General features: G+C 34.6%; 19 protein-coding genes. 13 read left to right on the top strand and 6 right to left on the bottom strand.

Features of this window, described 5'->3' with window-relative positions:
* Positions 1–29 precede the first annotated feature (29 nt).
* Positions 30–770, bottom strand: coding sequence for a MurR/RpiR family transcriptional regulator (locus CYJ72_RS02910; RefSeq protein ID WP_284630352.1), 741 nt, complete (start codon positions 768–770; stop codon positions 30–32).
* A gap of 105 nt (positions 771–875) precedes the next feature.
* Between CYJ72_RS02910 and pfkB the strand changes: the two genes are divergently transcribed.
* Genes pfkB through CYJ72_RS02895 form a run of 3 tightly spaced genes read left to right on the top strand, consistent with a single transcriptional unit; the run spans position 876 to position 3,663 of the window.
* The gene (gene pfkB / locus CYJ72_RS02905; RefSeq protein ID WP_284630350.1) at positions 876–1,811 is read left to right on the top strand and encodes a 1-phosphofructokinase; all 936 of its coding nucleotides are present in this window, start codon (positions 876–878) and stop codon (positions 1,809–1,811) included.
* Entirely contained in the window at positions 1,811–3,205 is a 1,395-nt protein-coding gene (locus tag CYJ72_RS02900) for a PTS fructose transporter subunit IIC (RefSeq protein ID WP_284630348.1), read from the top strand. Before pfkB ends, CYJ72_RS02900 begins: the two co-directional genes overlap by 1 nt.
* 14 nt (positions 3,206–3,219) lie before the next feature.
* The gene (locus CYJ72_RS02895) at positions 3,220–3,663 is read left to right on the top strand and encodes a PTS sugar transporter subunit IIA (protein ID WP_284630347.1); all 444 of its coding nucleotides are present in this window, start codon (positions 3,220–3,222) and stop codon (positions 3,661–3,663) included.
* 119 nt (positions 3,664–3,782) lie between these two features.
* Here CYJ72_RS02895 and CYJ72_RS02890 read toward each other — a convergent pair whose 3' ends face one another.
* Entirely contained in the window at positions 3,783–4,946 is a 1,164-nt protein-coding gene (locus CYJ72_RS02890) for an IS110 family RNA-guided transposase (protein ID WP_284630345.1), read from the bottom strand.
* A gap of 247 nt (positions 4,947–5,193) precedes the next feature.
* Here CYJ72_RS02890 and lacD point away from each other — a divergent pair, with 247 nt between their 5' ends.
* Positions 5,194–6,192: a tagatose-bisphosphate aldolase gene (gene lacD, locus CYJ72_RS02885; protein WP_284630343.1), complete on the top strand. Its 999-nt coding sequence runs from the start codon at positions 5,194–5,196 to the stop codon at positions 6,190–6,192.
* A gap of 359 nt (positions 6,193–6,551) precedes the next feature.
* On the opposite strand, the gene istB is transcribed toward lacD, so the two are convergent.
* Complete coding sequence (gene istB, locus CYJ72_RS02880; protein ID WP_066125522.1) at positions 6,552–7,298, bottom strand: IS21-like element helper ATPase IstB; 747 nt, start codon at positions 7,296–7,298, stop codon at positions 6,552–6,554.
* A complete protein-coding gene (gene istA / locus CYJ72_RS02875; RefSeq protein ID WP_066125521.1) occupies positions 7,298–8,833 on the bottom strand; it encodes an IS21 family transposase in 1,536 nt (511 codons plus the stop codon). Before istA ends, istB begins: the two co-directional genes overlap by 1 nt.
* Positions 8,834–9,048: 215 nt before the next feature.
* Here istA and CYJ72_RS02870 point away from each other — a divergent pair, with 215 nt between their 5' ends.
* From CYJ72_RS02870 to CYJ72_RS02860, 3 genes are all read left to right on the top strand, one after another.
* Positions 9,049–10,551 carry a protein kinase domain-containing protein gene (locus CYJ72_RS02870; RefSeq protein WP_284630341.1) on the top strand — a complete coding sequence of 501 codons (1,503 nt, stop codon included), beginning with the start codon at positions 9,049–9,051 and terminating at the stop codon, positions 10,549–10,551.
* A gap of 561 nt (positions 10,552–11,112) precedes the next feature.
* Complete coding sequence (locus CYJ72_RS02865) at positions 11,113–13,185, top strand: UvrD-helicase domain-containing protein (RefSeq protein WP_284630339.1); 2,073 nt, start codon at positions 11,113–11,115, stop codon at positions 13,183–13,185.
* A gap of 223 nt (positions 13,186–13,408) precedes the next feature.
* Complete coding sequence (locus CYJ72_RS02860) at positions 13,409–13,645, top strand: SatD family protein (protein ID WP_066124303.1); 237 nt, start codon at positions 13,409–13,411, stop codon at positions 13,643–13,645.
* 70 nt (positions 13,646–13,715) lie between these two features.
* Here the strand turns inward: CYJ72_RS02860 and CYJ72_RS02855 are convergent, their stop codons facing one another.
* Positions 13,716–14,555 (bottom strand): endonuclease/exonuclease/phosphatase family protein, encoded by an 840-nt coding sequence (locus CYJ72_RS02855; protein WP_284630336.1) that lies wholly within the window; start codon positions 14,553–14,555, stop codon positions 13,716–13,718.
* A gap of 29 nt (positions 14,556–14,584) precedes the next feature.
* Complete coding sequence (locus CYJ72_RS02850; RefSeq protein ID WP_284630335.1) at positions 14,585–16,744, bottom strand: PTS transporter subunit IIBC; 2,160 nt, start codon at positions 16,742–16,744, stop codon at positions 14,585–14,587.
* A gap of 1,284 nt (positions 16,745–18,028) precedes the next feature.
* Here CYJ72_RS02850 and CYJ72_RS02845 point away from each other — a divergent pair.
* The 6 genes from CYJ72_RS02845 (at position 18,029) to CYJ72_RS02820 (ending at position 25,148) form a co-directional block, all read left to right on the top strand.
* Entirely contained in the window at positions 18,029–18,889 is an 861-nt protein-coding gene (locus tag CYJ72_RS02845; RefSeq protein WP_284630872.1) for an ROK family protein, read from the top strand.
* A gap of 196 nt (positions 18,890–19,085) precedes the next feature.
* Positions 19,086–20,057 carry a LacI family DNA-binding transcriptional regulator gene (locus CYJ72_RS02840; RefSeq protein WP_101813398.1) on the top strand — a complete coding sequence of 324 codons (972 nt, stop codon included), beginning with the start codon at positions 19,086–19,088 and terminating at the stop codon, positions 20,055–20,057.
* A 205-nt stretch (positions 20,058–20,262) separates the two neighbouring features.
* A complete protein-coding gene (locus CYJ72_RS02835; RefSeq protein ID WP_066124309.1) occupies positions 20,263–21,183 on the top strand; it encodes an ABC transporter permease in 921 nt (306 codons plus the stop codon).
* A 10-nt stretch (positions 21,184–21,193) separates the two neighbouring features.
* Complete coding sequence (locus tag CYJ72_RS02830) at positions 21,194–22,081, top strand: carbohydrate ABC transporter permease (RefSeq protein ID WP_284630332.1); 888 nt, start codon at positions 21,194–21,196, stop codon at positions 22,079–22,081.
* A gap of 23 nt (positions 22,082–22,104) precedes the next feature.
* Positions 22,105–23,712 (top strand): ABC transporter substrate-binding protein, encoded by a 1,608-nt coding sequence (locus tag CYJ72_RS02825; RefSeq protein WP_284630331.1) that lies wholly within the window; start codon positions 22,105–22,107, stop codon positions 23,710–23,712.
* A 14-nt stretch (positions 23,713–23,726) separates the two neighbouring features.
* Positions 23,727–25,148: a glycoside hydrolase family 32 protein gene (locus CYJ72_RS02820; RefSeq protein WP_284630329.1), complete on the top strand. Its 1,422-nt coding sequence runs from the start codon at positions 23,727–23,729 to the stop codon at positions 25,146–25,148.
* Positions 25,149–25,389: the final 241 nt, after the last annotated feature.

Here is a 25,389-nt window from a genome sequence, read left to right as displayed (position 1 = left end):
AATTAAAGCTTCTCATGTGAGGTGCTTTATTATTTTTTTGAATATCTATTTGCATAGGCATCTAAGATTATTCTACTAATAATATGAAGAGGAAGTCTTGATCGTACTTCATATTCTGGAAAATTCGAAGTTTTTGATTTATATCCTAATAAACTAATATCTGATAATTCACGTAGTGGGCTACTACTGTTAGCGGATATTAAAATAATTGTAGTATCCCTATCATGTAGAGTTCTGGCAGCATCGATTAGTTCTTGAGTTTCTCCACTTAAAGAAATAATGATACAGATATCTTTATTATTTGCTCTATGACTAATTAATCTGATAATGTTTGGATCTGTGTACAATTCCGCTCGTTTATTTAAAAGATGAAATTTCATTTCCATTTCGGAACCAATTTGCTCGGAAAGTCCTCTAGCATATAAATAAATGACTTCAGCGCTATTTATATATTGAAGAGTATCATCAATCAACTCTATATTTAAATTCTGGATGGTATTAATGACTTCTTGTTGATTTTTTGTAATGATATTTTTGATTTCTTGTCCGTCGTTTAGCAAATCTAAAAATGTTGAATCTTTAATATTATCCTTTAAAGAAAGCTTGTAATCAGTAAAACCTTTAAAACCTAGTTTTTTTACAGCACGTACAATTGTAGCTGTTGAAACATTTGCTAAATCACTAAGTTCTGTGATAGATAACTCCGATATTTTACTTGAATGGTTTTCAATAAATCTAATTAAATATTTTTCACTTTCAGTTAACTTCATGTCATCACCTCGAAAAATTTTACATATTTTATGTCTATTATAGTATTAAAAAGAAAACATTTACAAGCTTTAGAGTGAGATAATAAAAGAGAAGGGAGTGGTTAAATGATTTATACTTTTACTGCGAATCTAGCAATTGATATGTTCATAGAAACAGAGCATTTAAAACCCAATCAAGTTAATAGAACTAATTATTCCAAGTATTCAGCGAATGGGAAAGGAGTGAATGTTTCAAGAGTATTAAAACATTTTCAAATAGACTCTGTTGTAACTGGGTTTAAAGCCGGTTTTACAGGAGATTTTATAGAAGATGAAATGAAAAAAAATAATATTGAAACTTTCTTACCATCTATTGATGGTATAACTAGAATTAACATTTTTACCCAAGTATTAGATGAAAATAACGAATATACACAAGTTAATAGTGGACCTCACGTTGATGAGAAAGCTAAGTTAGATATTTTAAATTATTTTAAAAGCAACTTAAAAAATGGAGATTTTTTAAGTATTAATGGCAGTTTTCCTAATGGAATCAATAAAGATTTTATTGAAAAACTTTGTAAGTTAGTAAAAGAAAAAGGTGCTGAGATTATTATTGATAATTCATCTAATTTTGTTCCAGAGTTATGTAAATATGAACCATTTTTAATTAAACCGAATGAAATTGAATTATGTAATTGGTTTAATGAAGTAGCCGAAAATCAAGAGCAATATATTGAATTATCAAAAAAACTATTAGAAAAAGGAGCTCAAAATATACTTTTATCTATGGGAAGTGAGGGGGCAATGTTAATTAGTAAAGAGAAAATTATTGCATGTAATGCACCAAAGGGGAAAGTAATAAATACTGCAATGTCTGGAGATGCATTATTAGGTACTTATCTTTCTCATCGTATAATTGGTGAGAGTGAAGAAGAATCTTTAAAATTAGCAGTGACTGCGGGGAGCTCTACAGCATTCAGTGATGGCTTAACTGATTTTAAAGATATTGATGAATTAATCAAGCAAGTAAATGTAACAAAAAATGAGGAGGAAAATTAATGGTAAAATATAAAATTATTGCTGCTACAGGTTGTCCAACAGGAATAGCTCATACTTTTATGGCTAAAGCGGCTTTAGAAGATGCTGCAAAAGCAAAAAATGTTTCAATTAAAGTTGAAACTCATGGACAAATAGGAATAGAAAATGAGTTAACAGTCGAGGAAATTGAAAATGCAGACGCAGTTATTATAGCTTCAGATAAAGATGTCAATGATGAAAGATTTGTTGGAAAAAGAATTATTGATGTTTCAGTTTCTCAAGGTATTAAAAATGCACCAAAATTAATTGAGGAAGCCTTAGAAGGAAAAGGTATAGTAAAATATCCTAATAATAATATTATTGAAAAAAACATCCCAAACACCAAAAATAATTATGAAAATCCATCATTCGGGAGACAAATTTATAAGCATTTGATGAATGGTGTATCTCATATGCTTCCATTTGTCGTAAGTGGTGGTGTCTTAATCGCTATATCATTTTTATGGGGCATATTCTCATCAAATCCAGAACATGAACAATTTAATAAAATTGCTGCTACGATTAACAATGTTGGTGGTACAGCAATGGGCTTAATGACCCCAATATTATGTGCCTATATTGCACAAAGTATTGGGAAAAGACCGGCCATTGTATCAGGATTCGTTGCTGGTATGATAGCTTCACAAGGTGGATCAGGATTCTTGGGTGGTATTATAGGTGGTTTTCTTGCAGGATACATAGTATTGTGGTTAGAAAAAATGCTTAAATCTCTTCCAAAACAATTTGATGGACTTAAAGCTATCTTCTTATTACCATTGATTAGTGTGTTAATAGTAGGAGTATTAATGATAATTATTAATTCACCTATGCAATCTATAAACAACTTTATGATGGAATTTTTATCTGGATTTCAAGGTGCTAATCCAATAATATTAGGTCTTATTATAGGAATTATGTGTGCCTCTGATTTTGGGGGACCGATTAATAAAGCAGCATATGTCACGGGAACTGCATTATTAGCTCAAGGAAACTATTCATTTATGGCTGGTGTTTCTGCAGCATGTATTGCCCCACCATTAATTACCACTTTTGCTGCTTTAATATTTAAAAATAGATTCACAGAAGATGAGAGAAATGCAGCATATGTTAATGCAATTCTTGGGTCTACTCACATTACAGAAGGCGCAATACCATTTGTAGCAAAAGACCCTATTAAAGCTTTACCATGTATGATGTTAGGTTCATCTGTTGCGGCAATTCTAACGTATTTGTGGAAAGTTCAAGTACCCGCACCTCATGGTGGTTTTCTAGTGTTACCAGTTGTAACCAATCCATTACAATGGGTGATCGCCATCTTAATTGGTTCAGTAATCGGCGGTTTAGCACTTGGATTTAGTAGAAAAGTTATTGAGTAAGATAGGAGGAAAAAATGTCTTTATTAGATAATAAATCTGTATTGTTAAATAATGAAGTTGATACACGAAATAAAGCTTTAAATTTGATAACTAATTATTGTAATCAAATTGGAGTTGTCACTAATGTTGAAAAAGTTATAGAAAAATTTATTGAACGAGAAACCTTAGGAAGTACAGGTATGATTGATGGATTTGCAATTCCTCATGCTCAATCAGAATATATTACAACCCCAAAAGTAATTGTACTTAAAAATAATTCTGAAATTAATGATTGGGAGACAATGGATCAAAGTAAAGTAAAAATAGTCTTTGCAATTTTAGTTCCAGAAAAAAGCGAAAACAATGAACATTTACGAATACTATCTCTATTATCTCAAAAATTAATGAATAAAGAATTAAGAGAGCAGATAATCGAGACAAATTCAGTTGACAAAATACTAGAACTAATTAATTTATAAGACTAACTATATGAAGTCAAGTAGAAAACAAAAGAATTTTATGAAAGATAGCAAAAGATAATTTAATAAAAATGAGCATGGCAAATAAGCCTTAATAAAAGGCAATTTAAAAAATGAAGTTAAGCTTGAGGAACAAACTGAGTGTTTGTTTTAAGTAATTTAAATATAACTCTGATTAGCTTTTTAGCAACGTGTGTAAGAGCAACGAAGTGGTGTTTACCATCCTTTCTCTTTCTCTGATAATAATCTTTAAAGCAAGGATCCCTCATAGCTATTAATCTAGAAGCGTTAAGGATAGCCCATCTAAGATAAGGAGAGCCACGTTTAACCATAGAAACACCCGTAGCGATAAATTTTCCAGACTGATGAGTGGTTGGATCAAGGCCAGCAAAAGCTTGTAACTGAGCAGGAGTATCAAATCGATTGATATCAACAATCTCAGCTAAAATAATAGAACCAAGATTGTAAGAAATACCAGGGATAGATAGAATAGGAGAGTTTAATTCAATCATAATATCTTCTATCTTAGCATCTAGTTCATCCATTTTAGAAGAATAGAAATTAATCATATCAATCGTTTGAACAAGCTCAAAACTACTTGCATCAGAACTAGTTCCAATAGAATTGCTCGCAACATTTCTAATTTCTAACGCCTTGTCCTTAGAATATCTACCTTTAGAATTATCTTTAAGGAGATTAGTAAGCCTAGTAAGATGAGCATTTGCGATTAATTCCTTTGAAGGGAACTCATAAAGAAGAGCCATAGTAGATTTTTGATTAATCGAGTAAACGCAATCCTCAAGCTCTGGAAACACAATCTCAATGATTCTAGCAAGCGAGATTTTGAGCCTAGCTAATTGATCTTTAAGTCTAGAACGATATCTAGTCAGTGACTTAAGCTCCGTAACATGGTAAGATAAATCCAAGTGGGGTTTAGCATCACTGGAAGAAAGCATAAGAGCAATTAACTTAGCATCAATTTTATCAGTTTTAGTCTTTCTAAGCGTATGAGCTTTTCTGAAAAGATTAATTTGCAAAGGATTGAAAACTACTGGGGAGTAGCCATTATCAATCAAAAAATTGATTAAGTTTAAGCTGTAATGACCAGTAGCTTCAAGCCCCACTTTTACATTTTCAGAAGATGTTGGCATAAAAGATAAAAGAAGATTGAAGCCTTCCCTATCATTGGAAAAGGTAAAGACATCTCTAATCACATTCCCATCAGAATCACAAATAAAACAATCATGCTTATCCTTAGCAACATCGATACCAATAAGCAACATAAAAACACATCCTATACAATAAATTGGCTGTGGTTATCCACAAAAACTATGTATCGTATCCTTGCACGAGATAAAACGTCTAGCGTTATCTAACTCATAAACAAATAAACATAGAAATGTGGTTGGAGCCTTAATAAAATAGTCTAAGCTATAGGAGAAAGAACCAATCCACAAGGCTATGATTATCATATAGTAAAAAGAAAAAAAGAACACTAATTACTATGTGTTCATTATACAAGGAGTAGACATGCATAATATTACGAAAAATAAATTAGAAAAATTAATAAAAGTTTCTGATAGTAATCAAATTATTTCTGCTTTAGCTATTGATCAAAGAGGCTCATTGAGTAAGATGCTAGGAAGTAATAAGAATGAAGAAGATACTAGTAAATCGCTTCGTGAATTTAAGGGAATTATTTCAAAAGTTTTAACACCTTATTCATCATCCATCTTATTAGATCCAGAGTATGGGCTAGATGCATCTAAAGTAAGACATACTGACTCTGGCTTATTACTAGCTTATGAAAAAACTGGATATGATTCATCAGAAGTCGGAAGATTACCTGATTTAATTTCTGACTTTTCAGTAAAACGTTTGAAGGAGAATGGAGCTGACGCAATTAAATTTTTAATTTACTATGATGTAGATGAAAATAAAAAAATTAATGATATTAAACAAGCATTTATTGAAAGAATTGGATCAGAGTGTCTAGCGGAAGAATTACCATTCTTTTTGGAAATATTAACATATGATTCAAAGATTAATAATGAAAAAGGGATTGAATATGCTAAAATAAAACCACGAAAAGTAAACGAGGCAATGAAAGTATTTTCTCATCCTAGATATAATGTTGATGTTCTCAAAGTGGAAGTTCCAGTAAATATGAATTTTGTTGAAGGATTTAATAGTCAAAATGACTTTGTTTTTACAAAAGAAGAGGCAATGAATTTCTTTAAAGAACAAGATGAATCAACAGATTTACCATATATTTATCTAAGTGCAGGTGTAACAATAGAATTATTTATAGATACTCTTAAATTAGCTAAAGAATCAGGGGCTAATTTTAATGGTGTGCTATGTGGTAGAGCAACATGGAAAGATGCTGTTTCAGAATATTCAGAGAACGGACTTCAAGTAGCAGAAAAATGGCTTTCCGAGAAGGGAATCGAGAATATTATTAAGTTAAATGAAGCTATTAAAAAGTACGCCACATCATGGAGTAGCAAAATTGATGTAATTAAATAATGTTTAAATTATAAAAGAGCAACACGGGAAATTTTATAGATTTTCTGTGTTGCTTATTGGTTTTTATATGCTTAAAATTGAAAAAGAATTAGTAACGAATGATGTTGAACTATAATTTATTAAATCTTATTTTAGAATAAACAGATAGAAATATATAATAACAATATTATACAAAAATAGTTGTATAGTTTTATGTGTATGCATTTGATATAATTAATGGGTATTGCCATCAAATAGCTCCACCCGTGCCAATGTGAGCTCCGCCCTTTGCCAATTTTTGCTCCACTTGTGCCAAATATAGCTCCACCTCATTTAATAGCACTTAAAGCCCCATAAAAGGGCTTTAAGCTTGGAACACCTTATCGTATTCCCATACGCTCGCGCATGGAAATTTGCCCATCTATGAGGATATGGTAGGCATTGTGAACGATGCGGTCTAGTATGGCATCTGCTAACTGGACACTTTCAATTTTTTGGTGCCAGCCCTCTGGAGCGAATTGTGAACAGAAGATAGTAGAAGTTTTATTTAATCGTCCTTCTATCACTTCTAGTAAATACAGGGAGTCCTCTTGACTAATCGGAGTCAGTAGCCATTCGTCAAGAATTAAGAGTTCATACTTACTGTAACTCTTTATGATTTTACGATAGGGTCCACTTCCATCACGTTTGGCGATCTTTAGCTCATCAATCAACTCTGGTAGCCTAATATATTTGACCCGTTTGAATTGCCTACAAGCCTGGATACCGAACGCATTAGCTATCCAAGTCTTCCCATTGCCAGATGCTCCCATAAGGATGATATTTTGTTTATTTTCTAGATAGGTTCCTGTCGCTAATCGTTGAATTAAATCCCTATCTAAATGACGGTCGGCATGATAATGAATATTTTCAATATAAGCTTCTGGATTGGAAAAAGTAGCTTGATTGATTAGCCGATTCAACTTATTGTTCTGCCTCTTGGCATATTCGTGGTCAATCAATAAAGTTAACCTTTCTTCAAAGCTCATGGCTTGGTAGTCTTGGTTATTCATTTGCTGCTCATAGGCTTCAGCCATCCCGCTAAGTCGCATGGCTTTCATTTTATTTAGTGTTTCTTGTTTAACCATTATTTTTTCCTCCCAAAGTAATCTGCCCCTCGGACAAAACCGTGTTGTTCATCTTGTTTTTGTTGAACTGCCTCTTGATGGGTGGGGCGATTCGTTTCTTCCTTTATGATTTGTTTAAATGTCGATAAAGTCGGTTGCTTAGCGATGTCCAGTAGGATTTCACTCGTCTGTTCTATTATAGCTAGCGAATGTTGCTCCTTTAATCGTTGAATGCCTGCGATCATTCTTAGCGCTCGCTTCTCCACCTGTTGAGCTAATATCTTATCAATCAGTGCTTGGGTTGCTGGACCGATTGTTTGTGCCCAATTCCGGCTAGAATCGGGAGTGTGATCCAGATAGAGCCGATGATGGTCAGGCATATGATCCTTGTTCGTGCTATAAATTCCTATGTCACCATGAATTCGTTTATGAGATGCAATTCGCCCCTGATTGAAGTAAACTTCTAGTAAGTCCTGAGTGAGGCGTACCTCGACCTGACTTTGGACGTATTCATAAGGGACGGAGTAGTAGTTCTTGTCTACTTGGATATGATAATTAGTTTGGACTTTAGCTACTCTCCAGTCCGTTAGTTGAAATCGGGGTTGTCTAACCGGGGTGAGATATTCCCATTCTTCTTCTTCGAAGACGCTCTGTCTTGAGCCAAGCTTCTTTTGGAAAGGGGCAGTGGTAATTTCTTCTAACTTCTGAAAAATCAGCTCATTTAATTCATGAAGATAGAAACACTGGACATTCCTCAAGGCGGCAATGATTTGACGACTCGCTAGCCCGACACTTGATTCAACAGATGGTTTGTCTTTCGGTTTTTCTACACGTGCTGGGACAACAACGGTTCCGTAATAATCAGCTAAATCTTGATAAGCAGCATTCAGCTTAGGCTCCGCATAGTTGGGCGTTTGAATCCCCGTTTTCAAATTATCTGGAGACAAGAGTTCTGGGACACCATTGAAGTACTCAAAAGCATGAATGTGAGCAGTCAACCAACTAGGAGAAGTCATATCTAGAAAGCCTTCCACATAGAAATGCTGACTGAATGGCAGACAAGCCACAAAGAGATAAACATCAATATCAGGGCCACCAGCTAAATCTTTTAAAGATAAAGTTGCGCCCGCCCAATCTACTTCTAATATTTCGCCAGGCTTCCGTTTCAATGGCATCGTGACTTTATACTTGCGAGCATAGTCTCCGTAGAAGCGACAATAAGATCGATAGGAATAGCCCATCAAGCCATCCTCTTTAGCGCGATCCTTATACTCCTTATGTAATAAAGTCAGTGACATGTGCTTCTTCCCCAATTCCTTATGAACATATTCCCAGTCTTCTTGATAATAGCCTTTGGCTACCGGCGTCTTTTCTGGAAAAAGAAAGGTCTCCAACCATTGATTGGTCATCTCATCTTCAAGAGAACTTAAGTCTCGAGCTTCAGCTCTTTCAACCACCTCCCTAATTGTGTGTCTGGAACTACCGACGAGACTTTCAATTGTTCGCTGACTCGTTCCTGAAAACGTCAATTCCAGTATTCTGCGATAATTAATCACAAAAAATACCCCCTTATAATATATTCATGCTGGAATTCAGCATGTAAGCCTATTATAAGGGGTTTATTCATTTAAGTGGGGCTCATATTGGCAATGGGTGGAGTCATTTTTGGCACAAGTGGAGCAAAAATTGGCAAAGGGCGGAGCTCACATTGGCACGAGTGGAGCTTTGGGATGGCAATATTCAATTAAAATATAATTTAGGAGGTGACAGGTTGGATATATCAGAAAGAGTCTATAAACGAATAGCTGAAGAGTTCATTGGTAATGGAAAACTAAAGACGTATAAATACAAAACTGGGGAGGAATTAGTTGAACTCTTTAACAATTATTTTAATTTTCAAGATAAATATGATCGTGGATTTCCATCAAGATGGCTATACGTAACTGAAAAAATTAAAATTATAGGAATCGAAAATTTTTTTGCTAGAATTCTGAGTTCAAATTTTTTGAGAGTTGAAGAAGGATATACAAGACAAAATGTTGATTCTGTCATTATGGATTCATTATCTAACTTTAATGAAATATTAGACCCTTTAGATTTAGTTATCAAGAAAGTCCAAAATCGAATATCAATTCAAAATATAATTGATAATGAAGAAATTGGCCACGGTGGTTTCGCTAAAGTTTATTTTAGTAAAGAAAAGAATATAGTTATTAAAAAATTGCACCATACCCTCAAAGATGATGAAGCAGCTTCAAATAGGTTTAAAAGAGAGTTCGATATTACTAAATCTTTAAATGATATTCCTGGAATTATGAAGGTATTTAGGTTTGATTCTGATAAAATGTTTTATGAAATGGAGCATTGTGAATATACCTTAGAAAAATACATAAAGAATATAAAAAGCAATGATGATAAATATTATCTTATTGATGAATTACTAGCAATAATGTCAAAAGTTCATCTTAGAAATGTAATCCATCGTGATTTAACACCTAATAATGTATTTATAAATAATGATCAAGTAGTTATAGGTGACTTTGGACTTGGAAAAGATATTTCAGCAGAGTATTCGAGATATACAAAGGAAACATCGGGGCTTGGTCAGTTTTACTATATTGCACCTGAACAAGTGAATAGTCTAAAAGATGCAAGTTATCCGGCTGATGTTTTTAGCTTAGGAAAAATAATTAATTACATTATGACAGGTTCACCGAATGATAATAAACATGAGTTTGAGTATTTAACTGATAAAGCGACTGCTCAAAACACCGAGAATAGATATCAAAATGCGTCTTTATTTTATGATTCATTTAAGGATTTTATGAGAAAAAAGAATCGGCAATATGAACAAGCAAAATTTGAAATGGACATTGCTTCAGGTCAATTTTCTAATGATACTAATGACTATTTATTACAATTAAGTATAGAAGAGATTAGTGATAAAGTTGCTGAAAATTATAATTACGTTTCTGCAATAAAATATTTAATAGAAGATCAACCACAATTTTCAGAAAAAATTATTGAAAGATTGAGAGAAGGTATAAACAAAGGCTATAAATGGAGTAGTTATGATAATTTTGCAGCGTTAGCGTTTCAAGTTCTAACATCAAATGTAAAATTTAATTTTGACATTAGAACAAGTGCAGCAAAATTATTGGCCTATACTGCTTATGATGTTAACAGATTTTATGCACAAGATTTAATTCAAAAAATTAAGAAAATTGGGATTGAGCCTACAATAGAAGAAATACTTAGTGAAGATTTGTCATAAAATAAATAAAAATATTAATTTAGAAAAGGTTTATGGATTTTATTAATCCATAAGCCCATATTTTTTTGCCTTCTTTTCTTCGAAGCATCTCGTAGAGACTTCGGTTTTTCCTGTAACCTTGTGAATCCAACAAGTTTTCTAATCCTCACTTCACTATCTTTTTGCCTTTAATTTACCTGTTCTTTTCGGACAGTTTTCCAACAAAAAAATTGCCATATTGAACCGATTTTAGCGAAAATTTTTATTTTTTGTGTAAACAATGCAGAAGTGATTCGAAATTGACAGGCAGAGCACTTTTTCCATCTAAATTAACCGTTTAATTAATTGAACATTATAACTTCCTCACAACATTTTAATCATCAATAATCTGGTTATGACACGCTTCACACACTTCAATTCTATTTACGCTTAAGTTTTTCACTAAGTAATCTCCATTGAATCTTTGTGCAATCACCCTCTATTATATTTGAATCATTTCCTAAAGCATTGAATAAAGTCTTAAAATTAGTTACTATTAAAGATGTGAAAGCGATTAATATTATATAGATGGGAGTGTTGACGATGGGGAGACAAGTATATACTTTAACGCAACAACAATTAAAAGTCGTGGATCAAGCCTTATTAAATAAAGAAACTGCGATTAAAGGTCCAGCGGGTAGTGGCAAGACTTTAGTAGCGATTAGTATTGCGAATCGTTTGGCTGAGGAAGATGAATTAGCACTCCCACTGGATGGCGAACGTCTACCGATTGTTTTAACTACCTTTACTAACGCCTTGGTCAATCATATTCGTCAGGATTATTATTTGGATGAGATTAAAGTGATGACCGTTCACCGTGCATTGAGTGATTTTATTCGCAAAAATGGTGGAAAAGTGAAGTTTGCTTCGCGAAAGTTAAGAGCCTTTTTAGAAAGTCATCTCGATACCAAACGTTATAGTGTCAGGTTTATGGAAGCTGAATTTGCCTTTATTTATGGCAATGGCTTGAAGAAGCGTACGGATTATTTACAAGCAGTTCGAATAGGACGTGGCCGAGGCAATCTTGACCGAGAGTATGTGTTTGATTTATTTGAACAGTACCAAGCACTACTCGCTAAAAACAATGAGTATGATTTTTCAGATATTGGTAATTTAGTGTTAGCTTTCATTGCAAAAAATGACACATCACCCACTGTAAAGCATCTTATTTTAGATGAGGTGCAAGATATGCCGAAGACTTGGATACGTGCCTTACAACAAATTACGCAAGATAAAATTGTCTATATTGGCGATGTGGCGCAATCCATTTATGGCAAACGTTTCACTTGGATTGGCGTGGTAGGTTCAAAATTTAGACCATTAGAACTGCAACGCAATTTTAGAAATACAAGGCAAATATTTGAAGCGGCCGATTCGATTTTAAAATTTGAATATGTGATCAATGAAGCCTCACGTCAAGAATATTCGCAAGATATTACGGAGACCCAAGATGAAGGTAATCGACCACAACTTTTTTTATTACGCAATGAACAAAGCCAATTAGAACATATTATATTAAAGATAAAAGAGATTCTATCCGATTATCCTAATGAACGGATTTGCATCGGGTTTCGTAAGACAACGGCCTTTAAATTTCGAGTATTAAAGGCATTGAGTAAAGCTGGCATTGCGTATCAAACCAATCTGAGTAAAGACACAGGGAAGACACCAGTAGTCGTTTCGAGTTTTCATTCCATGAAGGGTCTCTCATTTGACCATGTGATTTTAGCGGAGATGGATGGCGCCATCTTTGCGGATGCGATTGAAGAAACGGATGGTGATGTTGAGCGTCGTTTAGTATTTGTGGCGATGACACGTGCGCGTAAGACCTTGAGTTTATTTGTTGGTAGTGACCAACCGGTTCGGTATTTAAGTGAGATTTCTCCAACTAAAATTTTACCGATTGTCTGGAATCCGACGGCTTTTGATACTTTATTTAAAGAGCAGATTCAACGATTGACTATTCGTCGTAACATTTTGCGTGAGGAGTTTCAACGCTATACGCATCGGATTGCTGAATTAGAAAGCGAGTTAGAACAAGCGCAAGCTGAATTAGCCAAAATGCTCGATCAACCGATTAGTCAGGTAGGATTTGGTAATGAGAAAATATCAAAATTAACCGTTGATATTGAAATTGAGAAGCAACATCAATTAGCAGTTGAAGCAAAATTAATGGAAACCAAAGTGCAAGACCAATTGGCGCATAATCAATTAGATTTAGAGCCAGCGACATATTATTTTAGTGATAATGCGAAACTACTCATATTAGGTGGCGATGGAGGTTTCCGTGAGAAGCATTTACCAGGGCTCTTAAAAGAATACGGACTAGCCAGAGATGCTTATGAATGGATTCCCTATGATGAAATGAAACATTTTGATATTACCACTTGTTATTATTCAACAAAATATTCAGATTTAATCGTCGGGGCTACGCCACATAGTACAAAGGGCATTGGCAACAGTTCGAGCTTAATTCAATTTATTCGTGATCATCAATCCGAATTACCTAGAGCACATATTTTAGAACAAAATGGCATCCCGATTAAATTATCAAAAGAAGATTTTAGAAAGTTGCTTCCTAATACAGCCTTGTATGCTGCATTAAAAGGCATTTAATCGATTAAAGTCTCACTTGATTTGGCAATTAAGCGGTGAGGCACAATGTATTGTTAGATAGGAATGCATGGCTTGAGGCTCAATGTATTGATAGACAGGGACGGATCACGAGAGGTTCAATGTATTATTAGCCAGAGACGAATCCGACGATTATAATCAAACTGTCTATTTAAACAGACAATTTATATTTTGTCTATTATAACAGACAAAAAGAGGTGAGGTTATGCAATATATCGCAATGATTGGCGATGTCATTGAGTCAAAGTCCATTAAGGAACGTCAACAATCACAAGATCAATTAAATAAGATTATGAAGCAATTAAATGAACAGTATCAAACAACGATTGTTTTTAATTTTACGATTACAATCGGTGATGAATTATCCAGGATTAATAACTCAATTTTAATTTCAATCCCACTTATCCTTACTTTCTTTACAGGTGCCTGGCTAGATATTTAATAATTAGTGAAGTTAATAGATACTCAAAAACCCGCTAGCAGATTTCTGCTAGCGGGTTTCTTCATTATATTTAATTAAATTCGACTGCTACTCCAAAGTGATCGCTCACGATGGGTTCTTTTTTGCCATCAAAAACAACTCGGTAATTTTTAACTTCTCCCGGGTAATCCGTAAAGATATAATCGATTCTTTTTTCATCCGTATGGCCTTCCCATCCGTCAATATCACTCAAAACGGTTGCAGATCCAATCTTTTCTTCTGCCTGAACATAAGCATCTTTTAATTGAGGAGCCGTAGTTTTGATATAGTCATAGCCCTTGTCTCTAAGATCTGCCTCATTGTTGAAATCACCCATAAAAAGATGAGTCTTCTGACTCTCTTTTTCAATATGAGGAAGCGTATTATCCCATTCATACTTGAATAAATGATCACCTGATGGATCTAACCACCAAGAGTAGTGGCATGAAAAGACTACCCATTCTTTACCTTCAAGGCTTACATTACCTTTTAGAACTCTTCTGGTGTAGTGATTCGCATAATCCGATATTTCAGACACTAAGAAACTTTCTGGACTGAAAGGTGTTTTGGATAAAATAGCCACACCTTCATCGTACACATCATAGCCAATATGATTGGCTGTCCAACTCCAATAGTAATGAAGTCCACGCTCTTTTAGCAACTGAACGATGAGATATGCAAAGTTATCTTCCTTTATAGCAACAGGGTATATTTCTCCAGAAGCTGGGGTAAATAAATCATCCACAATTTCTTTCGCTTCCATTGTTTGATTAATTTCCTGAAGAGCGATAATTTGAAAATCTTCTTTGGCGATATAATCAACGATTTGTCTTAATTTTAATTCTGGATCTTCTTCCATCCATGAATGAGTATTCAGTGTTAAAACGTTCAATTTATGTCTCCATTCTAACCAATGTTTCTTTAATTCACTCGACCAATCTCTGTATCTGCGGAGATATCATGCGTTTGAATGAACTCAAAGTTTTGATTTTCTGTCAAGTTCGTAAAAACAACCATGATAGTGGTGTCTTTTCCTGCTTTTTTAAGCGAAGCCAAGTCCATTTCAGCTATTTTATCTCCAGCAATTACTTCTTGACCTTCTTCAACAAAGATTTCAAAACCTTCACCTTTTAATTCAACTGTATCTATTCCTAAATGAATAAGCACTTCAATTCCACTTGCTGTTTTAATACCAAATGCATGTTTGGTTGGGAAGACAGTTTGAATTGTACCATCTACTGGAGAGACTACTGTATTTGTTGAAGGGATTACTGCATAACCATCACCCATCATTTTCTGAGAAAATACTTCATCATTTACTTCAGTAATCGGAAGTACGTCACCTTTTGCTACTGGGAAAATTACTGTTGTGAGTCCTTTTGAACCTGTAGCCACTACTTCCTTTTCATCCATTTCATCAAGTTTAGGTTCTGGAATAGCTGCATTAGAGCTCAATACATCCAAAATATCAGATTTTAAGACATCTGCTTTCGGTCCATAAACTGCTTGAACTCCATTATCTTTCTTCACAAGCCCCATTGCGCCTGCTTTTTTCCAAGCGTTTTCGTCTCCAACAGAATCAATATCCTTAACAGAAACACGTAAGCGAGTCATACAAGCATCTACATCTGTAATGTTTTCTTTACCACCTAATAAGTGAATAATATCATACACTTGTTGTGTAGCATCTACAGGATCTCCATTTTCAGATGCTACTTCTCCACCTTCGTAATTTCCATTACGTCCTGGTGTTGCAAAATTGAATTTCTTAATTAAGAAGTTTGCAATAAAGTAAGTCAATATTCCGAATAGAAGGGTTACCCAAACAAAGTTAATTAAATCCATACCTAGTCCCGCACGAATCGCTAATGGCGTACGTGTAAGCAATTCAATGTTACCAAACGAGTGAACACGTAAGTTTACGATATCAGCCATCGCAAATGCTGCTCCTTGGATTACCGCATAAACGATATACAAAGGCATAGCTGCGAACATAAACATAAACTCAAGTGGTTCTGTAACACCTGTTAAAAATACAGCTAAAGCAGCGGATACATACATTGATTTATGTGTTTTTAGTTTGTCTTTATCGACATTTTTATACATAGCATAAGATAGACCCATTAAGATACCTGATGATCCAATCATTTGTCCGACTTTAAAACGAGCAGGAACTACGTTATTTAATAACCATTGGTACGTAGCAGTATCACCAGCAGCGTCTAAATTAATTAAATCTCTTACCCATGCTAACCAAAGTGGGTCTTGACCGAATACCATAGCACCCTGTTGTGCACCAGTTAATACTTCATAGGTTCCTCCAAGAGGTGTGTAGTTAATTGGAATAGTTAACATGTGGTGTAAACCAAATGGTAATAATAAACGCTCTAATGTACCAAATAAGAATGGAGCTAAGACTGGAGCTGATTCTTGTGATTGCGCAATCCATACACCGAAACTATTAATACCACTTTGAATAAATGGCCAAACAATAGCTAATACAATTGAAGCAATTAAAGACCATAAGATAATAACAAACGGTACAAATCTTTTTCCGTTAAAGAAGGATAAAGCATCGGGTAGTTTTCTAAAATTATAATATTTATTGTAAGCAACAGCTCCCATAAATCCTGCAATAATACCGACGAAAACCCCCATATTTAAAGCTGGTGCCTCTAAAACACTAACAAAATAACCATCAATTGGTATTTCTGCTCCAAATAATGTTTGTGTTATTGCATTTGGGTCAGCTAACATTTCACTGGTTACGCCAAAAATCGCTCCTGTAATTCGGTTAATTAGAATAAAACTGAGCCCGGCAGCGAAGGCACCCCCAGCTCTATCTTTTGCCCAACTTCCACCGATTGCTAATGCGAATAAGATATGTAAATTTCCAATAATTGCCCAACCAATATTCTCAATCACACTACCAATCGAAATCAAAGCTTGCATATCTGGATTAATTAGAGGAAGTGATCCACCAATACTAATCATTAATCCTGCAGCTGGCATAACAGCAATAACGCCCATTAAGGCTTTCCCGAATTTTTGCCAAAATTCAAAATTAAATATTTTTTTCAACTTTCTTCTCCTTGTTTTCTTTTATTTTTTATATTTCTAAAAAAATTGTGAATCTGGTATTGTCACCTCCATCTTATTCATTTATCCCCATCATAATAACTACTACACTAAAAACAGTAAAAACGATTTCGATTTATTATACTTTTTTATACAATCGCTCTCATAAAATAGTTCATTTTAGTAGTAATGTATAAAACTTATAGCGTAATATAAATGATAGGTTCTTCTTAGATCTATTAAGGATACTAATAGTTCTAATCTATCATATAACCACAATGTTGTAAAGAATGATACCATCTTGTAAACGTTTAGCAACACTCTTTATGTCTTTGAAATATAACATGAATTACATAAATATTTTAATAAAAAAATAAGTTAATTTAAAAATACTCATTCAATTTTTTGTATTTGTAAGTTAAAACCCTATAAAATAGAAAAATCGGTTGCATTTATTTTAAATATATTTTTTCAGTTTCTGCGACGTTATCAGTGCATTAAGAAGAGGCTGGGCAAAACTCGATAAATTAAATTAAGTGATTGTTCGATAATTAAAAGCGTAGGGGTTGAGTGGTCTCAAACGGCGTCTTAATGAGGTGAGGTATCACTTTGATAAATTCAATCAAGTCATTGCTAAATATTTAAAAGCGCAGGGGTTGAGTGGTCTCAAACGGCGTCTTAAGATAGCTGAGTATAATCTTGAAAAGTCCAGTCAAGTGATTGCTCGATAATTAAAAGCGCAGTGGTTGAGTGGCCTCAATCTGCGTCTTGCGACTTGGTTGAGGCCTACTCAACTGTGCGGGGGTGGACAGACGAAGCGAAAATTATTTCATTTTCTACTTCTGGTCCACTCCCAACTGTGCATGGGTTGGAAGACGAAGCGAAAATTCTTCATTTTTTTACTTCTAGTCCTTAACCTTATTGTACTCCCATTATTTTTCTAGAATAAACTAGGTGAAAACTCTTAAAAACTCATTCATTTTGATCAAAAATCAACTAAAACGGGCTTATTTTTGAAATGTTTCAAAAATTTTTTTAGCCTTTTAAAAAGGCGCTAAAACCTTATGATATCAAGGTTTTTAAGCTGTATTCATTTTTATGTTTTTATACAAAAACAGACAATTGTGAACTTCATCATTCACAAATTTATAATAATTGATTATAATGATGGTAAATGGATGTCATGGGTTAGTTCAATCAATGGAAACTGGTTGGAGGCAACAATTGAAATTTTCAGTCGAATGGTGGACTAACCTCGACATTCAAAAATCGATGAGGAGTGATACCATGTATGGTGCATTAGAAGCAGGTGGCACAAAATGCGTTTGTGCTATGTTTGATAACGAAGGACAAATTATTGAGCGAGTAAGTATTCCTACTGAAACGCCCGATATTTCTGTACCAAAAATGATTGCTTTCTTTAAAAATTATCCTGAGATGAAAGCATTAGGGATTGGGTCATTCGGTCCTTTAGGCGATAATGAAGAGTTATCTTCTTACGGTTATATTACAACCACTCCTAAAAAAGGCTGGAATAACTATAATTTCTTAGGTGCTTTTAAAGCAGAATTTGATGTACCGATGGCGTGGACTACCGATGTGAATGCGGCGGCTTATGGTGAAATGAAACAAGGGGCAGCCAAAGGATTGGATAATGTCATTTATTTAACTGTTGGAACCGGTGTTGGGGGCGGTGTCGTTGTCGACGGTCATGTAGTTAGTGGCTATGGTCACCCTGAAACAGGCCACATGTTAGTCAGACGTCATCCAGAAGATCAATATGAAGGTAAATGTCCTTATCATGGAGACTGTTTAGAAGGGATGGCTGCTGGTCCAGCAATTGAAGAACGTTGGGGCCAAAAAGGTTTTGATTTAGCTGAAGATCACCAAGCTTGGGAAATGGAAGCTTATTATATTGCGCAAGGATTGTATAATTACTATACTGTTTTAGGTTGCGAACGATTCATTTTAGGTGGTGGCGTGATGAAACAACGTCAATTATTCCCATTAATTCGTGAAAATTTCAAAAAGTTCAATAATGGTTATTTAGAAACACCAGAATTAGAAGTCTTTATCGTACCACCAGCATTAGAAGACGATGCCGGTATTACAGGATGTTATGAATTAGCGCGTGAATTACTATCATAATATCGTGTACACATTAAATTCTGTGAATGAATTGAGTCATGCAATCAACAATGAATTCAAATAAAAAGAGTGGTCATGACGATGCGGGACGATTAACTTGTATTCGGTCTGCCACTCCCAATATTAGCGATGGCTAGCGGATGCCTTAATTTGATAGTCATCGTTATAAAATTTTAAGTAAAGTGAGGTGAAAGAAATGGCAACAATGAAAGATGTCGCAGAATTAGCGGGCGTTAGTTTAGGGACCGTCTCAAGAGTCATTAATAAAGCACAAGGCATTAAGCCCCAAACACTTGAAAAAGTTAATGCGGCGATTGAAAAATTAAATTATGTACCCGACCAATATGCACGTGGGATGAAATTAAATCGTACCAACACCGTTGCTTTAATCGTACCGACGATATGGCATCCGTTTTTCAGTGAATTTGCTTATCATGTCGAACAAGAATTGAGTCGCTTAGATTATAAGATGCTTCTATGTAATAGTGCTGGTCCGGAAAAGGAAGCAGAATATATAAAAATGTTACAACAAAATAAAGTAGATGGAATCATTGCGATTACATATAGTTCGATTGAGGAGTTTTTATCTTCAGGTATCCCTTTTGTCAGTTTTGATCGTGTCTTTCCAGGTATGGATATTGCTTATGTTGCGTCTGACAACAAGGTAGGTGCTGAAATAGCGGCGAAGACACTCATTGAGAAAGGGTGTACGCATTTTGGCTTTGTCGGAGCACATAATGAGACGGAGAACGAGACGAAAAAGCGTCGTCAATATTTTGAAAAAGCCATTATAGAAGCAGGATATCAACTTTCAATTTTAGATGAAGTGGAGCCTGTTCCTAACTTAAAAGAAAAGATTCGCGAGTTTTTAATTGAAAATCCTACAATAGATGGTATCTTTACGATTAATGACTTTGCGGCGCTTGATGTGATTGAAGTTGCGGAAGATTTAGGAATGAGAGTGCCAGAAGATCTGCAAATAATTGGCTATGATGGAATAAAAATGGCGATGGAGCGACAATATGTCGTGTCAACGATTAAACAACCGTTGGAAGAAATGTCTAAAAAAGCAGTGGAACTTATTTTAGATATTATTGATAATAAAGAACATACGCGTCAATATTTAATTCCTGGTTATTATGTTGAAGGCAGAACCACAAAAAAATAAAAAAAAAGAAAATACCTATTGACAAAAAACGCTTTCTTTTATAAACTAAGATTGTAGAAAGTTACGAAGTATTTTTTTTTAGAGCGTTATTGAAACGTTTCAATTAGAATGTAAATTCAAATAAAATCAAATTGTGCTGACAGGCAATGCAGCACTAATTTTTTAAAGTTGTTTTGAAACGTTTCAAAAAAGGAGGAGGAAACAGATGTCAACGGTCATCAAAAAAGAGTTGAGTACTTGGGAGAAAATAAAAAAACAAAAAGTATTATTTTTAATGTTGTTACCAGGTTTACTACTAACATTCGTATTTAAGTATATCCCGATGTACGGAGTCTTAATTGCCTTTAAGGACTACAATCCATTACAAGGTATCTTAGGAAGTGATTGGGTAGGATTTAAAGAATTTGCCAAGTTCTTATCAGCACCCAATCTGGGATTATTAGTCGGGAACACCATAAAGTTAAGTGTTTATGGATTATTGTGGGGTTTCTTGCCACCGATTATTTTAGCAATTATGTTAAATCAATTAGCAAGTCCAAGATTGAAAAGACAAATCCAGTTAATCTTATATGCACCTAACTTTATCTCAGTTGTGGTCATTGTCGGAATGATTTTTCTACTGTTCTCTATTGAAGGTCCGGTTAATCGTATTTTAGAGATGGTAGGCATCAATATTAATTTTATGACCAATCCTAATTATTTTAGAAGTTTGTATATTGGAAGTGGTATTTGGCAAGGAATGGGTTGGGCTTCAACCTTATATACAGCTACATTGGTTAATGTCGATCCGTCGCTAGTTGAAGCTGCTAAACTGGATGGTGCTAATATTTTACAAAGAATATGGCATATTGACTTACCGACCTTAAAACCGGTGATGGTCATTCAATTCATCTTAGCAGCGGGTAATATTATGAGTGTCGGTTATGAGAAAGCTTACTTAATGCAAACATCATTAAATTTAACCGCATCTGAGATTATTTCAACTTATGTTTATAAACAAGGTTTAGTTTCAGGTAATTATTCTTATTCAACAGCTGTTGGTTTAATCAATACCGTCATTAATGTGGTATTACTGATAATTGTTAATAAAACAGTGCAACACTTAAATGATGGCGAAGGATTATAGGAGGTAAATGATGAATTCAGCAATGCAAACCGATTTTGACCGTCGAATTTTACTGATTAATAAAATCATGATTGGTCTAATAGTGTTAATTACTTTTGTGCCACTTGTCTATATATTGATTGCTTCTTTTATGGATCCAACTACTCTATTAGCCAAAGGAATTAGTTTTAACCCAAAAGATTGGACATTACAAGGCTATCAAAGAGTTTTTGCTGACGCGTCCATTGTGAGAGGATTTATGAATTCAATTTTCTATTCGTTAGCTTTTTCGATTATTACAGTTGCTGTCTCGATGTTAACAGCATACCCTTTATCTCGAAAAGACTTAGTTGGTAGAAAATGGATTAATATTATGTTATTAATCACTATGTTTTTTGGGGGCGGCTTAGTTCCAACTTATTTATTAGTGAAGCAACTAGGAATGTTAAATACCGTGTGGTCAATCTTAATTCCGGGAGCGGTTAATGTTTGGAATATTATTTTAATTCGAACTTACTGTCAAAATTTACCTGAAGAATTAATTGAAGCAGCCGTTATCGATGGGGCTAATGATTTTCAAATTTTTGTCAAAACTATTGTGCCACTATGTAAGCCGATTTTATTTGTACTGTTCTTATATGCCTTTGTCGGTCAATGGAATTCATATTTTGATGCGATGATTTATTTAAAAGATCCAAAACTAGAACCTTTACAATTAGTTTTACGAAAAATCTTAATTCAAAATCAACCTAATCAAGAAATGATTGGAACGAATACCGCAATGATTGATATTCAGCGGATTGCCGAAATGATTAAATATGCCACAATTGTTGTTTCAAGTTTACCATTGATGATTATGTACCCATTCTTCCAAAAATACTTTGATAAAGGTATTTTGGTTGGTTCAATTAAAGGATAAAAAAATTTTTGGAGGGAAAAAAGATGAAAAAAGCAAAAATGTTAGGATTGTTAATGTCCAGTGGATTAATTTTAGCTGCATGTAGTGGGGGTGGTGGAACCTCAAGTCCTGATTATGGTTTGAAAGATGTAAAATTTCCATTAGAAAAGCAAGTGACCTTAAAAGTGACGACCGGTAGTTCACCGTTAGCGCCAGAAGACCCTAATGATAAATTAATCGTCAAAAGATTAGAAGAAGATACGAATGTTCATATTGAATGGACTAATTACAATACTGATTATGCTGAAAAACGTAACTTAGATATTTCCAGTGGCGATTTACCGGATGTGTTCCATAATGCTGCGGCCTCTGATGTGGATTTAATTAAATGGGCTAAAAACGGGGTGATTGTACCTTTAGAAGATTTAATTGACCAATATATGCCTAATTTTAAGAAAATATTAGATGAAAATCCAGAATATCGTGCCATGATTACCGCACCAGATGGTCATATTTATTCATTTCCTTGGATTGAAGAATTAGGTTCTGACAAAGAATCGATTCACTCTGTTAATGATATCGCATGGATTAACGTAGACTGGTTAGATAATTTAGGTTTAGATATGCCAGAAACAACCGATGATTTAATCGAAGTCTTAGAAGCATTCAAAACTCAAGATCCTAATGGTAACGGTGAAGCGGATGAAATCCCAATGGCCTTTATTAATAATGGAGGTAATGAGGATTTTAAAATTTTAATGGGTGCCTTTGGAATCGGTGATACAGATGATCACGTCGTTGTTTCAAACGATAAAATAGTAGACTTTACAGCAGATAACGAAGAGTACAAAGAAGGAATCAAGTTCATGCGTGATTTATATGAACGTGGCTTATTAGATACTGAAGCCTTTGAACAAGATTGGAATACTTATATTGCGAAAGGCTCAGAACATCGTTATGGTGTTTACTTTACATGGGATAAAGCCAATGTGACGGGAATGAACGATAGTTATGATATTTTACCAGCATTAGCAGGACCAGATGGCAAAAAACATATTACTCGTACTAATAATTTTGGTTTTTCTCGTGACCGTGCAGTCATTACTTCAGCAAATAAAAACTTAGAGTTAACGGCTAAATGGATTGATAAGATGTACGAACCGGTACAATCGGTTCAAAATAACTGGGGAACCTATGGTGATGATACCCAACAAAATATCTTTGAATTTGATGAAGCAACTCAAACTTTAAAACATTTACCATTAGAAGGGACCGCTCCAGGAGAATTACGTCAAAAAACCGAATTAGGTGGACCTTTAGCTATCTTGGATGAATACTATGGTACTGTGACAACTATGCCAGATGATGCAAAATGGCGTTTAGATTTATTACATGAACATTATGTGCCATATATGAATAATGATTATAATTACCCACGTGTATTTATGTCAGTTGAAGACTTAGAAAAGATTGAAACAATCGAAGCTGACTTAATGGAATATGTCAACCGCAAACGTTCAGAATGGATTGTTAACGGCAATATTGATGAAGAATGGGATGCTTATTTAGCAGAATTAGATAGATTTAGATTACCAGAATGGTTAGAAATTAAACAAAAATATTTTGATGAGTATTTAGCTAACCAAGAATAGTAGGAGGCGTATCAATGACTCAATTTACAATCGAGCGAGCAAATCAATTTATTAAAGCAAACAAACATTTAGTCAATCCACAATACCGACCTCAGGTGCATTTTACTGCACCTATCGGGTGGATTAATGATCCAAATGGCTTTATCTTCTATCAAGGAGAGTACCATTTGTTTTATCAGCATTATCCTTATGATGCGATTTGGGGACCGATGCATTGGGGACACGCAAAATCAAAAGATTTGATTCATTGGGAACATTTACCAGTAGCGTTAGCACCAGATAAGGACTATGATCTTGGTGGATGCTTTTCAGGTAGTGCCATTGAAAAAGATGGCAAATTATGGTTAATGTATACGGGGAATATTCAAAATGAACAAGGCGAACCACGTCAAATTCAAAACATCGCTGTCTCAGAAGATGGCGTTCATTTTGAAAAAATCGCTCAAAATCCGGTATTAACTGAAGCGGACTTACCAGAAGGAATAGTGCCAGCTGACTTCCGTGATCCCAAGGTTTTTGAAAAAGATGGTAAATATTATGCGGTGATTGTGGCTCGTCATGTAGACGGTGTAGGTTGCGTTCTATTATACAGTTCCGATGATTTAATAGAATGGCAATATGAGTCGATTTTCCTTAAAGGTACAAAGGAACAAGGTGAAATGTGGGAATGTCCAGATTATTTTAATCTCGATGGTGTCGATACACTCTTGATGTCACCGATGCGTTTTGGACGCGAGGATTTGAGTCATCATAACTTAAATACCACGGTAGTTGTTAAAGGGAAAGTTGATTGGGACAAAAAGGAGTTTATCCCTGAACAATGGGAAGAATTAGATCATGGACATGATTTCTATGCGCCTCAAACATTAGAAGATGATCAAGGGCGTCGCATTATGATTGCTTGGATGAATACTTGGGGTCGTCAGAATGTGACCAAAGAGTTAGGTCATCAGTGGGCTTTCGGTATGACGATGCCCCGTGTCTTAAATTGGCGCGACAATCAATTTACACAAACACCCGTGTTGACCGAAGCTCATTTAACAGCAGAAACGACGGATGATTTCTCAACCAATCAAGCGAAAGTATTAGTCTTACAACCTAAGACACAAGCGGATTTCGAGTTACGAGTGGGGAGTACACAAGACTATGTCAGCATTCGCTATGAGAAAGATGGCAATGCGGTTTATTTAGACCGGGAAAATCTAAGAATTGATTTATCAGGTGAAGAAAATGAACCTGTCACTAAACGAGGTTTCAGAGTAAAAGAAGCTCAATTAGCTAAACTGGAAATTATCTTAGATACGAATTCCATCGAATTAATTGCTAATAATGGTACAGCAACCTTATCCTCTAATATTTATTTAGGAGAAGGAATTGAACCTGTTGTGACATTATGGAGCGGAGATGTTGAAATTTCAAGTTATGTCATTCAATAATTGTTTGATTATTGTTTGTTGAGGCTTTAGGTCATGACCTCCTGAAGTGTCTTTGTATATATTTGATGAAACAGCAGGTCATGCCATCTAATAATACCTCATTGATATTTGGTGAAACAGCAGGTCATGCCATCAAATAATATCTCATGGATCTTGATGAAATTTTAGTTAGTGCCATTTAATAATATCTTATTTAAATTAGGTGAAACTCCATCATGACGTCCAGTAAAAGCTTCAGTGA

The sequence above is a fragment of the Globicatella sanguinis genome, from assembly GCF_002847845.2.
GTDB classification, from domain to species: Bacteria; Bacillota; Bacilli; order Lactobacillales; family Aerococcaceae; genus Globicatella; species Globicatella sanguinis.
The sequence above is the reverse complement of the archived record's forward strand: the minus strand, read 5'-3'. Positions and strand labels throughout refer to the sequence as shown.

Bases quoted from the DNA above. Each gene is read 5' to 3' on its own strand.
- CYJ72_RS02910 (WP_284630352.1), bottom strand. From the start codon at position 770: ATGAAGTTAACTGAAAGTGAAAAATATTTAATTAGATTTATTGAAAAC.
- pfkB (WP_284630350.1), top strand. From the start codon at position 876: ATGATTTATACTTTTACTGCGAATCTAGCAATTGATATGTTCATAGAA.
- CYJ72_RS02900 (WP_284630348.1), top strand. From the start codon at position 1,811: ATGGTAAAATATAAAATTATTGCTGCTACAGGTTGTCCAACAGGAATA.
- CYJ72_RS02895 (WP_284630347.1), top strand. From the start codon at position 3,220: ATGTCTTTATTAGATAATAAATCTGTATTGTTAAATAATGAAGTTGAT.
- CYJ72_RS02890 (WP_284630345.1), bottom strand. From the start codon at position 4,946: ATGTTGCTTATTGGTATCGATGTTGCTAAGGATAAGCATGATTGTTTT.
- lacD (WP_284630343.1), top strand. From the start codon at position 5,194: ATGCATAATATTACGAAAAATAAATTAGAAAAATTAATAAAAGTTTCT.
- istB (WP_066125522.1), bottom strand. From the start codon at position 7,298: ATGGTTAAACAAGAAACACTAAATAAAATGAAAGCCATGCGACTTAGC.
- CYJ72_RS02865 (WP_284630339.1), top strand. From the start codon at position 11,113: ATGGGGAGACAAGTATATACTTTAACGCAACAACAATTAAAAGTCGTG.
- CYJ72_RS02860 (WP_066124303.1), top strand. From the start codon at position 13,409: ATGCAATATATCGCAATGATTGGCGATGTCATTGAGTCAAAGTCCATT.
- CYJ72_RS02845 (WP_284630872.1), top strand. From the start codon at position 18,029: ATGTATGGTGCATTAGAAGCAGGTGGCACAAAATGCGTTTGTGCTATG.
- CYJ72_RS02840 (WP_101813398.1), top strand. From the start codon at position 19,086: ATGGCAACAATGAAAGATGTCGCAGAATTAGCGGGCGTTAGTTTAGGG.
- CYJ72_RS02835 (WP_066124309.1), top strand. From the start codon at position 20,263: ATGTCAACGGTCATCAAAAAAGAGTTGAGTACTTGGGAGAAAATAAAA.
- CYJ72_RS02830 (WP_284630332.1), top strand. From the start codon at position 21,194: ATGAATTCAGCAATGCAAACCGATTTTGACCGTCGAATTTTACTGATT.
- CYJ72_RS02825 (WP_284630331.1), top strand. From the start codon at position 22,105: ATGAAAAAAGCAAAAATGTTAGGATTGTTAATGTCCAGTGGATTAATT.
- CYJ72_RS02820 (WP_284630329.1), top strand. From the start codon at position 23,727: ATGACTCAATTTACAATCGAGCGAGCAAATCAATTTATTAAAGCAAAC.